This is a genomic window from Bacillus sp. TL12 (genome assembly GCF_022625245.1).
In the GTDB taxonomy this organism is placed as follows: Bacteria; Bacillota; Bacilli; order Bacillales; family Bacillaceae_G; genus Bacillus_A.
The window spans coordinates 52,873-69,177 of record NZ_JAJJBY010000024.1 but is presented as its reverse complement, the minus strand read 5'-3'; the positions used below and the strand labels follow the sequence as shown (position 1 = coordinate 69,177).

At 35.3% G+C, this 16,305-nt stretch carries 12 protein-coding genes and 1 pseudogene; 12 read left to right on the top strand and 1 reads right to left on the bottom strand.

The window, feature by feature from the left end:
• Positions 1-58: 58 nt before the first annotated feature.
• Positions 59-376: a hypothetical protein gene (locus LOK41_RS19615; RefSeq protein ID WP_241817936.1), complete on the top strand. Its 318-nt coding sequence runs from the start codon at positions 59-61 to the stop codon at positions 374-376.
• A gap of 455 nt (positions 377-831) precedes the next feature.
• Complete coding sequence (locus LOK41_RS19610) at positions 832-1,836, top strand: GH25 family lysozyme (protein ID WP_241817935.1); 1,005 nt, start codon at positions 832-834, stop codon at positions 1,834-1,836.
• Between the two features lie 114 nt (positions 1,837-1,950).
• On the opposite strand, the gene LOK41_RS19605 is transcribed toward LOK41_RS19610, so the two are convergent.
• Complete coding sequence (locus tag LOK41_RS19605) at positions 1,951-2,157, bottom strand: KTSC domain-containing protein (RefSeq protein WP_241817934.1); 207 nt, start codon at positions 2,155-2,157, stop codon at positions 1,951-1,953.
• Between the two features lie 95 nt (positions 2,158-2,252).
• Here LOK41_RS19605 and LOK41_RS19600 point away from each other — a divergent pair, with 95 nt between their 5' ends.
• The 10 genes and pseudogenes from LOK41_RS19600 (at position 2,253) to LOK41_RS19555 (ending at position 16,291) form a co-directional block, all read left to right on the top strand.
• The gene (locus LOK41_RS19600) at positions 2,253-2,438 is read left to right on the top strand and encodes a hypothetical protein (protein WP_174103087.1); all 186 of its coding nucleotides are present in this window, start codon (positions 2,253-2,255) and stop codon (positions 2,436-2,438) included.
• Positions 2,439-3,460: 1,022 nt separating this feature from the next.
• Positions 3,461-5,968: a transglycosylase domain-containing protein gene (locus LOK41_RS19595; protein WP_241817933.1), complete on the top strand. Its 2,508-nt coding sequence runs from the start codon at positions 3,461-3,463 to the stop codon at positions 5,966-5,968.
• A gap of 245 nt (positions 5,969-6,213) precedes the next feature.
• Positions 6,214-7,359 carry an MFS transporter gene (locus LOK41_RS19590; RefSeq protein WP_241817932.1) on the top strand — a complete coding sequence of 382 codons (1,146 nt, stop codon included), beginning with the start codon at positions 6,214-6,216 and terminating at the stop codon, positions 7,357-7,359.
• A 12-nt stretch (positions 7,360-7,371) separates the two neighbouring features.
• Positions 7,372-7,662 (top strand): annotated as a pseudogene (locus tag LOK41_RS19585) (HesB/YadR/YfhF family protein).
• A gap of 422 nt (positions 7,663-8,084) precedes the next feature.
• Positions 8,085-9,203, top strand: a complete 1,119-nt coding sequence (gene mmgD / locus LOK41_RS19580) for a citrate synthase (protein WP_174102057.1) — start codon at positions 8,085-8,087, stop codon at positions 9,201-9,203.
• A 98-nt stretch (positions 9,204-9,301) separates the two neighbouring features.
• Positions 9,302-10,738 carry a 2-methylcitrate dehydratase gene (gene prpD, locus LOK41_RS19575; protein WP_241817931.1) on the top strand — a complete coding sequence of 479 codons (1,437 nt, stop codon included), beginning with the start codon at positions 9,302-9,304 and terminating at the stop codon, positions 10,736-10,738.
• Positions 10,739-10,754: 16 nt separating this feature from the next.
• The gene (gene prpB, locus LOK41_RS19570) at positions 10,755-11,663 is read left to right on the top strand and encodes a methylisocitrate lyase (RefSeq protein ID WP_174102055.1); all 909 of its coding nucleotides are present in this window, start codon (positions 10,755-10,757) and stop codon (positions 11,661-11,663) included.
• Between the two features lie 110 nt (positions 11,664-11,773).
• Positions 11,774-13,534: a sigma 54-interacting transcriptional regulator gene (locus LOK41_RS19565; RefSeq protein WP_241817930.1), complete on the top strand. Its 1,761-nt coding sequence runs from the start codon at positions 11,774-11,776 to the stop codon at positions 13,532-13,534.
• Positions 13,535-13,674: 140 nt separating this feature from the next.
• Positions 13,675-15,384, top strand: a complete 1,710-nt coding sequence (locus LOK41_RS19560; protein WP_241817929.1) for an acyl-CoA dehydrogenase family protein — start codon at positions 13,675-13,677, stop codon at positions 15,382-15,384.
• Between the two features lie 16 nt (positions 15,385-15,400).
• The gene (locus LOK41_RS19555) at positions 15,401-16,291 is read left to right on the top strand and encodes an NAD(P)-dependent oxidoreductase (RefSeq protein ID WP_241817928.1); all 891 of its coding nucleotides are present in this window, start codon (positions 15,401-15,403) and stop codon (positions 16,289-16,291) included.
• Positions 16,292-16,305 lie beyond the last annotated feature (14 nt).

The following is a 16,305-nucleotide window of genomic DNA, read 5'->3' as shown; positions in this document are numbered from 1 at the left end:
TTATGGTGTAGGTTTTTCTTCTTTCCTGTCGAATATGTAATAAAAGGGAGGGAGTAAAATGACACAGTTTGAAGTAGAACAGATTACTTATTTAGGAGAGAGAAAAGAAGAAATCGATTTTCGAATAGCTTATGTAAGGATTGATGACTATTTAGACTGGGAAGTCATTATACGCGGAACTACTGATAAATATACACTCTTCATTGAAGCAATGGAGAAAAATGAACAACCAGTATTTGAATTTATTACTACTGAAGGGGAAGTTTTCCAAGGTAGGACAAAAATAATGAAATTCATCCCGAAAATAACTGATACAGAAATCGATTTATTTGGTATTGGAAAGTTAAATGGTTATGAAATAAAAAGCGTCCAATAGGATGCTTTTTAGCATTTTGGAGATTTATTTTTTATATGTTCCTGTCATACAAAGTAAAGTTACAGTTGACTTAGTAAGTGTCCACGAGAAAAAAGAATCTGCCACAGATTCTTTTTTCCATTATATATATTGGATTAGGAGAGTATGTTAAACCCTTGAAGGGAGCAAGGATTTAACGGTAATAGTAACCGTAGTATTAATATAACATAGTTAACTTATTTAGAAAATTGATAATGTTTGTATTGAATATTACTAATGTTTAGTATAGATGCTTAATACTATAAGTATAGTATTAATTTATTTTAATTTACCACTCGTCAATTGTTAGATAGAATTAGCAAAACAAACACCTATTTTAATCGATTCTTAATATATACATATTGCAGGAATATATCGAATCTAGAAGTATCACTTTAGCTATTAAAATACAGTATGACAAAAGGAGAAGAGTAGTAATGGACAAATATATTATTGATATTTCTAAGTGGAACGGTAATATCGATTGGGATGTGGCTGCACCGCAAATTGAGTTTGCTATATGTCGTGTACAGTATGGTTCTAGAACAGTTGATGAGAGGTATAGAAGTTATGTAACAAATTTGGAACAACATGGTATACCACATGCTGCATATGCTTATGGATGCTATGTTTCTGTAACGGATGCAGTTGTAGAAGCGAAAGATTTTATGGAAAGAGTAAGTTCAAACGCTAAATTTCTTGTTCTTGATGTTGAAGATGATACGTTAAAAAGTTGCGGACCGGATAAGCTAGCTGAAGCATCTCAAGTATTTATAGATACTTGTAAAGCCGCAGGGTGGAAAGTTGGATTATACGTAGGTCATCACATGTATAATAAATATGGTTTAAGAGGAGTGAAATCGGATTTCCTATGGATTCCACGTTACGGGGGGAATAAACCAGCTTATCCATGTGATATATGGCAATATACTGAAACAGGGAATGTTAAAGGGATTGGGGCAGTTGATTTGAATTATTTGGTTGGCGATAAGTCACTTTCTTGGTTTATAGATGATGTAAGTCAGACAAAAAAAGATTCCGGACAAACAGTAGGTATTGGGAGTGCTCTTTCAAAATACCCTGAAGGTTATGGAGTTAATTTATATGAGAATTCTGAAAAACCTATATTTACTGGACGTATCACTAATAAAATTCCTTATCTTATATTTGAAGGATATTGGGGCGGCGAAGGTAAGGATATGATTAGATTAGGGAATGAAAAACAGTGGGCGAAACTAGATCACTTTGATGTAGAGTGGTTCTGTGCATATTCAAAATACCCTGCTGGATATGGAGTTAATTATTATGCAGAACCTGAATGTATAAACTTTAAAGGTGTGATTGATGGTTCAATTTCTTATCGTGTTTGGGATAGAAAAGATGGGGCAATTGATATTGGGCAAAGTAGCTGGATTAAAGAGGAACATGTAGTGATTAAATAATAATCGGAAGTAAAAAAGTATTACGTTGTTTAAACAACGTAATACCTTTTTTATTCTACATAAAATATTTTTTATACAATGAAATAAATCGTTTTTGTTTATCCTGTAGACTGTTTAAATTTTTGTGTGACGATAAGAATTTCTAATATAAGTGTCATGATAATAGCTTTTGGATTGTGAGTTTCGTAATCCTTTGTATATACTTTCCGGTACATCGTAAAAATCATATGTACCATTTCTAAATTCAATTCGTAAAATCATAGATGATGGATTATAACCTACAGCGACTAATTTTTTAGAAATTACTGGATATAAAGTCATGTTAGTTCATCTCCCTTCTTTAATATATTTAGATATTAATAAAGGAAAATCCTGCTATCTGGTCGAAATATAGTCGTTGAGAAGGAGTGGAGAATATGAATGAACAAGAATTTATAGATATAATATTGGAAGAGGAAGATTCTCTAGCACATATTTTAAATGAAATTGTTGAACAAAAAAGAGAGGAAACAGGTTCTTATAACATCACTGTTCAGCATGTAATTCCTGTTAGGGAAAAGCATTTTACTGTAATTTTATGTAAAATTGTTTCGGGTTTTTAAGAGGATGTATTTCGATGCGTAATGTTTACTTATGGTAGGAGAAGGGCAAGTTGATAACTGTTTTGTACTGTTTATCCTGCTATTAACAGGCGGTAAAACCCTAAAAAGGAATTATATAGGGGGGAACTATCAGTAAAAGTCCGATTAGTGAGGACTAATAATTGGTATGTGATGAAGAAACACGCCGCTGATTTTTACTTTATAAGTTGTAGTGTGCATAGGTGATTTTTGAAGAAGCGACTGGAGATAAAGTAAAGGGTTATTTCCAGTCACTTTTCTATTTTATGACATAGTAATATTTGTTAGAACTATTCTACAAAGCATGTTGTAGAATTTAGGGTGTATTTTGTTACGTATTGACTGAATCGTACATTGTGAATAGTATATATGTTGTTAGATAAAATATCATAATTACCTCCTTCACTAGCTATGTTGATTCATTTTATTAGAAGTTCACACGAAATTCATATTGTTATGATATTTTATTCTCACTATTGATTTGTCGCTAACGATTGTGTAGAAGGAAGTTATGTTTTAAATGACAGTTTTTGTACAACTAATCCGGAATATAATCAAAGCTAAGTTAAGAAATTATTTAGTTTTAATGCAATTACCAGCTTACAATTTGTGGCTAAGAGTTTAGGAACAGGGTGTCAATATAGAACATGGGAGAAACCATTGTTTAAATGTATTAGTGGTGTCTGTATCTTTTTGATACAAGCTTTGACAATGAAGACATTTTAGACAGGTGTTTAAGAAATGATTTATATAGAATAAAAGGAGGAATACGAGCTCAAGTTTCAGTATGAACAGAATATGCTTCTTACTATTACAAGCGTATAGATTAATAGGGTTATATTTTTCATCAAGAGAAACAGGTGGATAATGCAAACAACGAAATATGAATTTTTTAAGTGATTCAAAAATGTGTTCGGGGCCTTTTTGATTAAACAACATTGTAAGAGTAGACTTATTTATTGATGATAAATCAACAAGAGGATTGAAAGGCAGGAGAAAGCAACATGTCAGAAAATTATCGTTCTCGAGAAGAACGAAGACAAGTGCGAAAGAAAAAGCAACCAAGTGCTAATAATGAAAAAACGAAAGGGAAAACATCGTTTTTTCGTAAGTTTTTAATTGGGTGTTTAATACTTGGAATCGTAGCTCTCATAGGTGGAGTAACTACTTTTTTCATTATGATAAAAGATGCTCCTAAACTTGAAAAATCAAAGCTTGTTAATTCACAATCAGCAAAAATTTATGATAAAGATAAAAATCTAATATATGAATATGGGAAAGAGAAACGAACGAATATTACGTACGATCAAGTACCAAAATTAGTAGAAAATGCATTTTTAGCTACAGAAGATGCACGTTTTTATGACCATAGTGGTGTTGATTTTAAGGGTACTTCACGCGCGATTTTAGTCAGTCTTACTGGGAACTATGGTTCGCAAGGTGGGAGTACAATTACACAACAAGTTATTAAAAATTATTTCTTATCTATGGATAAAACACCTAAACGTAAGGCACAAGAAATATATTTAGCCTATAAGTTAGAACAACAATATTCGAAGCATGAAATATTAGAAATGTATTTAAATAAAATCAACTTAGGAAACCGTTCGTATGGTATTGCGACGGCAGCTGAAAACTATTATGGAAAAGAATTAAAAGAGTTGACTTTACCAGAAGTTGCGATGCTTGCAGGGTTACCAAAGGGACCAAGTATTTATGATCCAACCAAACAACAAAATGTAGAGAGAGCAACAGAGCGTAGAAATGTTGTATTACATTTAATGAATCGTCATGGATATATTTCGAAAAAACAAATGGAAGAAGCTTCAAAAGTTCCTGTAACTGAGGGACTCCTCCCACCTAAAGAAATTACAGAAATGCCATATCCAGCATTTATAGATGCTGTTGTGAAGGAAGTGGAGAAGGAGTTACCGGATGCAAACGTTGGGTCTGATGGGTTATCTATTTATACAACTTTAGATCCGGAAGCACAGAAGTATGCTGATGATCTTTTAAACGGAAATAGTATTAGTTATCCGAATGATAAATTCCAAGGTGCTTTTACATTTATGGATACAAAAACTGGAGAAATTCGTGCTATCGGTAGTGGACGTGGTGAAAATAAAGCGACATTCAAAGGGCACAATATGGCAATTGAACTAGAACGTTCAGCAGGTTCAACAATGAAGCCAATTTTTGACTATGGCCCAGCAATTGAATATTTAAAATGGCCAACTTATCATCAACTGGATGATTCACCATATAAATATTCAACAGGACAACAGGTTCAAAATGCTGATAGAACGTTTAAAGGTATGATGACGATGCGTGATGCTCTTAAAATGTCTCGTAACATACCAGCCATTAAAACAGCAAAAGAGGTAGGACTAAGTAAAGCACAAAGCTTTGCAGAAAGTTTAGGTATTCCATTTAAAAAAGATGCGGTTGAGTCAACTGCAATTGGTACGAATGAAGTATCACCAACTGAAATTGCAGGGGCATATGCTGCATTTGGTAATGATGGTAAATATATAAAGCCACACTTTATTAAAAAAGTAGTTTATCCAGATGGGAAATCTCAAAGTTTTGAACCGAAATCAAAACGAGTTATGGAAGACTATACAGCGTATATGATTACAGATATGCTGCGTTCTGTTGTTAAATCTGGTACAGGTACAGCAGCGAATGTAAGTTCATTAGATGTTGCGGGTAAAACAGGAACAACAAATTATTCATCTAAAGAATTAGCGAAATATGGTATACCAGCTAGTGCATCGCGTGATAGTTGGTTTGCTGGTTATACACCGCAATATACAATGGCAGTTTGGACTGGATATATGAAAGATGGTTCTGAAGATTATATAAGCAGTAAAAATACGAAAATTGCTCAACAAATTTTTAAAGAGATGATGAGTAAATTTGGCACAAGCGAAGCAAAATTCAAAATGCCAAGCAGTGTTGTACAAGAGGGTGATGAATTACGTGTGAAAGGTGCAAAACGAGATTCCTCTCCAAATCCGAGCACGTCAAATTCAAACTCAAGTTCAAATTCAAACTCAGATGAACAGAAGAAAAATGATGAGCAACAGAAACAACAAATAGAAGAAGAGAAAAAGAAACAACAAATAGAGGAAGAACAAAAGAAACAACAAATGGAAGAAGAGAAAAAGAAACAAGAGCAAGAACAAAATGAAGAAAATAAGAACAATGATCAAAATGGTCAAGATCAAGGTAATATAAATCCGCCAAGTAATGGAAACGGAAATGGCCAAGGTGGTACGAACCCACCAGGTAATGGAAACGGAAATAACCAAGGTGGTACGAACCCGCCAGGTAATGGAAACGGAAATAACCAAGGTGGCACGAACCCGCCGGGTAATGGAAACGGAAATAACCAAGGTGGTACGAATCCACCAAGTGGCGGAGACGGTGAAGGCCAAGTTAGTCCAAATCCACCGAGCACTGGAAATGTTCAAGGTGAAACAAACGCAAATCAAAATGGTGGTCAATAATAATATGTTAACTAGAAAAACAAAGCCGGCTCTGAAAAAGAGCTGGCTTTGTTTTTATTATTTTTATATGTATAAGTAAGTCTTATCCAGTAGAACTAAGTACAAAGTCGTAAGACCAACTCAATCTATCGATGGTAGACCATTTAAATTTAAAAATACGTCTATATACGGAGGGAAATATACCATTAAAAATGTACAATACGAGTGTAAATAGTATTGATACAGGTTATATGGAGGTATTTTTTATGGAGCGATTATGGACTCAGTCATTTATTCAAATGACTTTAGCGATGTTATTTTTATTTACAGGATTTTATTTACTTGTTCCAACACTCCCATTATTTATAAAGGAACTAGGAGGAAGTGAATCTCAGGTTGGAATTATGATGGGAATGTTTACGATATCAGCTGTTATCGCGCGTCCAATTATTGGAGGGATGTTAGATAGGTACGGAAGAAGGTCATTTATCATTTTGGGGCTAGTCTTCTTTGGTATTACGATGTATTCATACAATTGGGTAGTAAGTATTGCATCTTTAGTTGTTTTACGGATTATTCACGGTTTGACATGGGCTGTTTCTACGACTGCAGTTGGAACTGCTATTACTGATATTATTCCAAACTCTCGACGAGGGGAAGGAATGGGTTGGTACGAGATGGCAATGACGATTGCAATGGCAGTTGGACCAATGATTGGTTTGTGGATGATACAAAGTTATTCCTTCCAGGGCCTATTCTTATTATCTACATTATTGTCGTTCGTTGCATTATTTCTCACATTTGTGACAAAAATACAGTTTACACCACAATTAGAAAAAGGAAAAATACAGTTGTTTGAAAAATCTATTTTACCTATTGCGATTGTTATTTTCTTTTTAGCATTTGCCTATGGAGGAATTACAACATTTTTACCATTGTTTGCAACATCTATTGATGTGAACCCAGGTACATTCTTTCTTGTTTATGCAATTGCACTAACAATCGTCAGACCGATTTCAGGGAAATTATCAGATAAATATGGAGAAGTATTAATAATTGTTCCATCTTTATTTATAACAGTGTTAGCTATATTTGTTTTAACAGCTTCAAATGGACTAATGGGAGTAGTAGCAGCAGCTATTTTATATGGAGTAGGATTTGGTTTAGCACAACCAACTTTGCAAGCTGCGATGCTCAAAATTATTGATCCAAGTAAAAGAGGAATTGCAAATGCTTCTTTCTATACAGCATTCGATTTAGGAATTGGACTTGGTGCTATTTTACTAGGGTTTGTTTCACAACTTTTCGGTTATCGTATTTTATTTACAGGTAGTGCGATATCAGGAGTGGTAGCACTCTTGATTTTTATGTTTTTTGTAAAACAGCGATTAACCAAAAAGGAACTTGCATAAGGGGGCAATAAGATGAACATTCAAATTGAACCTAAAGCCGTGCAATGGTTTAAAGAAGAAATGAATTTACAGAGCGGTGATTTTGTACGTTTTGTTGTGTGATATGGTGGTAATAGTACCATTCAATCTGGTTATTCTTTAGGGTTAGCTTTTGAGGAACTAGAAGATATAGCTGCATCTACTGAACAGGATGGAATCCAATTTTTCATCGATGCAGATGACATTTGGTATTTCCAAGACTATGATTTAGTAGTAAGTTATCATATGGAAATGGATGAAATTGAATTTAATTATATAAAATAATAACTTTATTAAAAATAAAAATATTTTATATGAAAATTATATTGTATTAATAGCAGTATATAAAATATGTGTAAGCGAGTTGGATGTAGATACAACTCGCTTTTTTTCTGTGTTTAAAAAGATAATAAATATATGGAAGTGAATAGTTTGTTTTACTAGCTTTATATAGGATTATATTGAAAATTAATATATTTAGGTTTAAAAGAAAACAAAGCACTGTGGAATTTACTGGTAAAAAACTTATACGTTATTCTTCAAAAACAGTTTTGTTACAGTAGGAAAAGTATAGGAAACTTATCATTATAAAATAAATTGAAATCTTCTAAAAACTCTGATACATTGAAATAGAAATGTAGTTTCACGATATTGTAAAGGCTTACAGTTATGTGCACGAAGATCTATTAGGATTGGAGGAAATGATAATGAAAGCTGAAGAAAAATTTTCCCCGGGATTAGATGGTGTAGTCGCAGCGGAGACGAAAATCTCGTTTCTTGACACAGTAAAAGGTGAAATTGTTATTCAAGGATATGACTTAATTGAACTATCAAAGACAAAAGAGTATTTAGATATTGTGCACCTTTTACTAGAAGAACATCTGCCAAATGAGGATGAAAAACAGGCGCTTGAAAAGAAATTGAAGGAAGAATATGAAGTACCAGAAGGTGTGTTTAATGTTTTAAAAGCATTGCCAAAAGAGACACATCCGATGGACGGATTACGTACAGGTGTATCGGCATTAGCAGGTTACGATAACGATATTGAAAATCGTTCGTTAGAAGTGAATAAAGATCGCGGTTATAAGTTATTAAGCAAAGTGCCGAATATTGTGGCAAATAGTTACCATATTTTAAACAATGAGGAGCCTGTGCAACCTCTAAAAGAATTATCGTATAGTGCGAACTTCTTTTATATGTTAACTGGAAAAAAACCAACGGAGCTGGAAGAGAAAATATTCGATCGTTCCTTAGTTTTATATAGCGAACATGAAATGCCAAATTCTACCTTTACAGCACGCGTGATTGCATCTACTCAATCAGATTTATATGGTGCTTTAACAGGTGCGGTTGCATCTTTAAAAGGAAGCTTACATGGCGGTGCAAATGAAGCGGTTATGTACATGCTGTTAGAGGCAGGTAATGTTGAGAAATTTGAAGAGTTACTGCAAAAGAAATTATATAACAAAGAAAAAATCATGGGATTTGGACATCGCGTTTATATGAAGAAGATGGATCCAAGGGCACTTATGATGAAAGAAGCTTTAAAACAGTTATGTGATGTAAAAGGTGATTATTCATTATATGAAATGTGTGAAGCTGGAGAAAAGATTATGGAGAAGGAAAAAGGCATTTATCCGAACTTAGATTATTATGCAGCTCCAGTGTATTGGATGTTAGGTATTCCAATTCAACTATATACACCAATCTTTTTCAGTTCAAGAACGGTGGGCTTATGTGCGCATGTGATTGAGCAACATGCAAATAATCGATTGTTCCGTCCACGTGTAAATTATATCGGCGAGCGACATGTGCTTAGCAAATAAAAACAACTGGGGAGTTGTTAGAGCCGCCCGCCAGGTGGGTGTTTGACCGACACCCATCCTTAATAATAACGAATTTTCGACAGAAAGGGAAGAATAGCATGATTAAAACAAATGAAATTAAACAAAAAGATGCAATTTTAGAAGAGATTACGGATTATGTATTAAACAAAGAGGTGACAAGCTCAGAAGCGTTCAGTACAGCTCGCTATGTGTTACTTGATACGCTTGGATGTGGAATTTTAGCACTTCAATACCCGGAGTGTACGAAATTATTAGGGCCAGTTGTACCAGGGACTATCGTGCCAAATGGTACACGTGTACCGGGAACGTCATTTGTACTTGATCCAGTAAAAGGTGCTTTTAATATTGGGTGTATGATTCGTTGGCTAGATTATAACGATACATGGCTAGCTGCAGAATGGGGACATCCATCAGATAACTTAGGCGGGATTTTAGCTGTTGCAGATTACATTAGCCGCGTTCGTATTTCAGAAGGGAAAGAGCCATTAAAAGTACGAGATGTACTTGAAATGATGATTAAAGCACATGAAATTCAAGGTGTACTTGCTTTAGAAAATAGCTTAAATCGCGTTGGTCTTGACCATGTATTATACGTAAAAGTAGCGACGACGGCTGTAGTTGCGAAAATGCTTGGTGGAACACGTGAAGAAATCTTTAATGCATTATCACATGCGTGGATTGATAATTCGAGTCTTCGTACATACCGTCATGCTCCAAATACTGGTTCACGTAAATCATGGGCAGCAGGTGATGCGACGAGCCGCGGTGTTCATCTTGCAATGACTGCTCTAAAAGGTGAAATGGGTTACCCAACAGCATTATCTGCACCAGGATGGGGATTCCAAGATGTACTGTTTAATAAACAAGAATTAAAATTAGCAAGACCTTTAGATTCTTATGTAATGGAAAATGTATTGTTTAAAGTATCATATCCAGCAGAATTCCATGCACAAACAGCTGCGGAATGTGCAGTTAAATTACATCCAGAAGTGATAGAACGATTAGATGAAATTGATCGTATTACAATTACGACACATGAATCAGCAGTTCGTATTATCGATAAAGAAGGTCCATTAAATAATCCAGCTGACCGCGATCATTGCTTGCAATATATTACGGCAATTGGTCTATTAAAAGGTGATATTGTCGCGGATGATTATGAGGATGAAGTAGCAGCTGACGTGCGTGTAGATGAATTACGTAATAAGATGGTTGTTGTTGAAAACAAACAGTACAGTTTAGATTACCTTGATCCGAACAAGCGCTCAATCGCCAACGCTGTTCAAGTTCATTTTAAAGACGGTACTGTAACAGAAAATGTGGAATGTGAATACCCACTTGGCCACCGTTTCCGTAGAGACGAAGCGATTCCAAAAGTTGTTCAAAAATTCACTGCAAATATGGCAGGTCATTATTCTAGTAAACAACAAGAAAAAATTCATGAAGCTTGTCTAAATGAAGAAAAACTAGAAAATATGAATGTAAATGAATTTGTAGACCTTTTCTTAATTTAAAATAGGGGGAATAGAAATGGCTTGGGTTGTGAATAAACAGTCAACACAAGAAGAGCTTGCTAATCGATTCCGAGCTTTAGTAGAAGCACCTGAAATTTTACAAATCCCTGGTGCACATGATGCAATGGCTGCTCTTGTTGCAAAAAACACTGGATTTTCAGCTCTTTATTTATCAGGAGCTGCTTATACAGCAAGTAAAGGGTTGCCGGATTTAGGAATTGTAACGTCTACTGAAGTAGCTGAACGAGCAAGAGATCTTGTTAGAGCAACGGATTTACCTCTTCTTGTTGATATTGATACAGGATTTGGCGGAGTATTAAATGTAGCAAGAACAGCTGTAGAAATGGTAGAAGCAAATGTAGCTGCTGTTCAAATTGAAGATCAACAATTACCGAAAAAATGTGGACATTTAAATGGAAAAAAACTAGTTTCCACTGAAGAATTAGTACAGAAGATTAAAGCGATTAAAGAAGTAGCACCAACACTTGTTGTTGTAGCACGTACAGATGCTCGCGGTGTTGAAGGATTGGATGCAGCAATCGAAAGAGCAATTGCTTACGTAGAAGCAGGTGCAGATGCTATATTCCCGGAAGCGCTTCAATCTGAAGAGGAATTCCGTTTATTTAACAGTAAAGTAAATGTTCCACTACTTGCGAACATGACTGAGTTTGGAAAGACACCATATTATAGTGCAGAAGAATTTGCAAATATGGGCTTCCAAATGGTAATTTATCCGGTTACATCACTTCGCGTTGCAGCAAAAGCATATGAGCGTGTATTCACACTTATTAAAGAAACAGGCTCACAAAAAGAAGGACTATCTAATATGCAAACGAGAAGTGAATTATATGAAACAATTTCGTATCATGATTTTGAAGAATTAGATAACGGAATTGCAAAAACAGTTTTATCTGAAGATCAATAAAACAAAGGGAAAAGGCGATGATGATACATCTTTGGCAAAAACAACTGCTTGATGTGAAGAGTCATCGCCTTTTCATATTTCCTAATTGCTTGCAAAAGAGGTGGAAACATATGAACTCTATAGAAGATTACTCTGTAGGAAGATGGCTGAATAAAGAGTTTCAGTTTGTGAAAATGAGTAATACGGTTGCAGAGGCAATCAATCTACTAATCGCAACAAAAACTGATGAACTGCCTGTACTAGAGGAAGAAAGAATGATAGGTATTGTGAAATTACTAGATTGTGTGCAGTGGGTGAAAGAAAATAGTGATGAAAGTACATTAGTTCATATGATTATAGATAAATCTTTTCACAAGGGAACAAGAGTGAATGCAATGGAAGTGGTTCAACATGTACCGTTTTATGTGATAAATGAAAAAAGCGGGGTGCTAGAAGGGGTTATTGGTCAAAATGAGCTTTTCGCTTTTCAGAAACATATAAAACAACAATTGGAAGAAGCAGGGCGTGTGATTGAATGGCTACGACTTTCTTTTGATACTGCATATGAAGGCATTGCAATTGTGGATGAAAACGGCGTTATTCAAATGTTTAATGACACGTATAGTCGCTTTGTTGGTGTGACGAAAGAAGAGGCAATTGGACAGCTTGCTGAAAATATAATTGAGAATACGCGCCTGCCAGTTGTATTAAAAACGGGAGTACCAGAAAGAAATCAAGTGCATCGTCTGCAAGGGCAGAATTTAGTTGTACACCGCATGCCAATTTGGAAGCAGGGAAGAGTAATTGGTGCAGTAGGGATGCTGATTCATGAAGGGATTTCAGATATTTACAAAATACTAGAGCGATTTGATCAAAAGGATAGGAAAATCCAACCAACGTTTTCTAAACCGAAAAAGAAGCAGATTCGATTTGAAGATATTCTTGGAGAAAGCCAAACAATTTCTGAAACGAAAAAAATGGCCCGAAAAGCAGCTGAATCGAAAGCATCGGTGTTAATTACTGGGGAAAGTGGTGTTGGTAAGGAGCAATTTGCAAGAGCTATACATGATGCAGGTATAACGAAAAATGGTCCATTTATTAGCGTGAACTGTGCTGCCATTCCTGATAATTTACTAGAATCTGAATTGTTTGGTTATGCAGAAGGGGCTTTTACGGGTGCGAAAAAGAACGGGAAGGCAGGAAAGTTTGAGCTTGCAAATCATGGAACGTTATTTTTAGACGAGATTGGCGATATGTCTCTATTAACGCAAGTGAAAATTTTACGCGTTTTGCAAGAAAGGGAAATAGAAAGAATAGGTGGTACACATCCAATACCTGTTGATTTCAGGCTGATCGCAGCGACAAATAAAGATTTAAAACAAATGGTTAGAGAAGGAACCTTTAGAGAGGATTTATATCATCGTCTTCATGTTATTCCGATTCATATTCCGCCGCTTCGCTTTCGAAAACAAGATATACCACTCATTGTCGAAGAACATTTACAAAAGTTATGTCAAATATACGGTGCCGAAGAAAAGACACTTGATAAAGAAGTATTGCGTCGTATGTTCCATTATAACTGGCCAGGTAATGTCAGGGAATTAATCAATGTGTTAGAAAGGCTATTCGCACTATCAGATGATGCACATATACGAGCGAAGGATTTACCAGAAGAATTTTATTATCGGGATATGGAGCAAAAGAAACTAGTACCTATGATTCAGTCCTTACCTGCAAAACAAGAAGCGATGAAAGTTGTGTGTGAAGAGGAAGAGAGAGGATTAATTGAACGCGTTTTAAAAGAAGCAAAAGGAAATAAGTCAAAAGCAGCGGCGTTGTTAGGGATTTCTAGGGCGACCCTGTATAACAAATTGTCCCGATTCAAAATCTAGACAATTTGTTATATCAAGTGTAAAACTGTCTAGACAGTTTTACGTTTTCTTGTCATTTCGCCCTTGTTCTATCAAGTTTTTAGTTTGGCATAGATTTTGCATATAAATAAAATGAAGACCGAAATGATAGGGGGATACAGATGGAGAAAACAAAGTTGCAATGGGACGAATTTTTTTCGCTGAATCAGGAGCTTCATACAACCTTTTTTACACCTGAGGATTTTTCAGGTGATGAAGATTTAATCGCAAAAACAACAGAACAATTTGTGAAGCAAGAAATTGTTCCGCAAATTGAACATATTGAGCAGCACAATTATCAAGTTTCTCGCCAGTTGTTTGAAAAAGCTGGAGAACTTGGATTACTAAGTATAGAAGTTCCAGAAGAATATGGAGGGTTTGAATTAGGAAAAGCAGTTTCTGGCTTGGTGGCAGAAAAGATGGGATATGCAGGCGCGTTTAGTGTTTCCTTTAACATTCATGCCGGAGTAGGAACACTGCCATATATATACTACGGAACTAAAGAGCAGAAGGAAAAGTATTTACCTAAAATTGCATCAGGCGAATGGATTGGAGCTTATGCATTAACAGAGCCAAATGCTGGATCTGATGCGTTAAGTGCAAAAACAAGTGCGGTCTTAAGTGAAGATGGCACAACATGGACATTAAACGGTGAAAAGCAGTGGATTACGAATGCTCATATGGCTGATGTATATGTTGTTTTTGCGAAGACAAATAAAGGAATGACAGCATTTATTGTCGAAAGAACATGTGAAGGCGTTTCTATTGGCCTAGAAGAAAAGAAGATGGGTATTAAGGGTTCTTCTACTGCAACGTTGATATTAGAGGATGTTGTAATTCCAGCTGAAAATGTATTAGGGGAAGTTGGAAAAGGGCATCATGTGGCTCTTAATATTCTCAATTTTGCGAGATTGAAACTTGCTTTCGGAAATATTGGGACAGCAAAGCAAGCAATTGGTCTATCTGTTCAATACGGAAAAGAACGAAAACAGTTTCAAACAGAATTAGTTGATTTCACGATGATCCAAGAGAAAATTGCAAATATGATTATTGATACATATGGTGCAGAGAGCGCAGCTTATCGAACAGCAGGCGTAATTGATGACGCGATTCATGAGAGTGATGAAAGCATTATGCAGAAAATGTCACAATTTGCAATGGAGTGTGCGATTAATAAAGTGAACGCTTCAGAAACACTTGGAAATATTGTAGATGAGGCGGTACAAATTCACGGTGGTTATGGTTATATGCAAGAATATGAAGTAGAAAGATTATATCGTGATGCTAGAATTAGCCGTATATTTGAAGGGACAAATGAAATTAATCGCTTAACAGTTGCGAAAATGTTAATGAAACAAACGAAGCTACTAGGGGACCAAGTAGATGAAGGCACATTTGAAAATGTGGAACGAAATCATCGCTATATTTTATTATCGAAACAATTATTGAAGCAATCTTTGAAAACGCTATCTCAAACTCCTGAACTAAAAATTGAACAAGAACAAGAATATTCACGCGTGCTAGCAGACATGTTGAAAGATGTGTATGTAATGGAATCAGCATTTTTACGTACAAAGAAAGCGGTAAGTAAAAATGGTGAAGAAAAAGAACGTACAAAACAGTCTATAACAGATGTTCTTTGTGAAGAAGGATATCGAAAAGTAGAATCATCGGCAATTGTTCTTCTTTCTGCAGCAGTACAAGAAGAGCAAAATAGAAATGCTATTCTAGATGAAATTCGTCAACTGTCAGTACCTCTATATACGAACGTATTTACGAAGAAGAGAGAAATCGCAAAAGCGATTATAAATCGCGGGAAATATATTGTTTAAATAGGAGGAGAACAGTATGAAAAAGATTGGTTTTATTGGTTTAGGTAATATGGGTCTTCCGATGTCTAAAAATTTAGTTGAATCAAATTACACAGTATATGGATTCGACTTAAATAAAGATGCGGAAGCTTCTTTTGAGAAAGAAGGAGGAATCATTGGCTTATCAATTGCAAATTTGGCAGAAACATGTGATTTGATTTTTACAAGTTTACCATCACCTCGAGCTGTTGAAGCTGTTTACTTTGGTGAAGAAGGTTTAATTGAGAATAGCCATTCGAATGTTGTTCTAATTGATACAAGCACAGTAGCACCAGAGCTAAATAAAAGATTGGCAGATGCTGCGAACGATAAAAAGGTAGACTTCTTAGCAGGGCCAGTTAGTGGTGGAGTGATTGGAGCGGAAAACCGCACATTAACTTTTATGGTTGGTGGATCAAAAGAAGTGTACGAAAAGGGCTTACCAGTGATGGAAGTATTAGGGGCAAATATTTTTCATGTGAGTGAGCGAATTGATAGTGGTACAACTGTAAAGCTTATTAATAACTTATTAATTGGTTTTTATACTGCAGGTGTTAGTGAAGCTTTGACTTTAGCAAAGAAAAACAATATGGATTTGGATAAAATGTTTGATATTTTAAATGTGAGTTATGGACAAAGTAGAATTTACGAGCGTAATTATAAAAGCTTTATTGCGCCGGAAAACTATGAACCAGGATTTACTGTAAATCTACTAAAGAAAGACTTAGGATTTGCAGTTGATCTAGCGAAAGAAAGCGAGCTTCACTTACCAGTAAGTGAAATGCTATTGAACTTGTATGATGAAGCTGGGAAAGCAGGATATGGTGAAAAAGACATGGCTGCTTTATATCAAAAGGTAAGTGAACAATTAATCTCTAATCAAAAATAATAATGATACTAGCA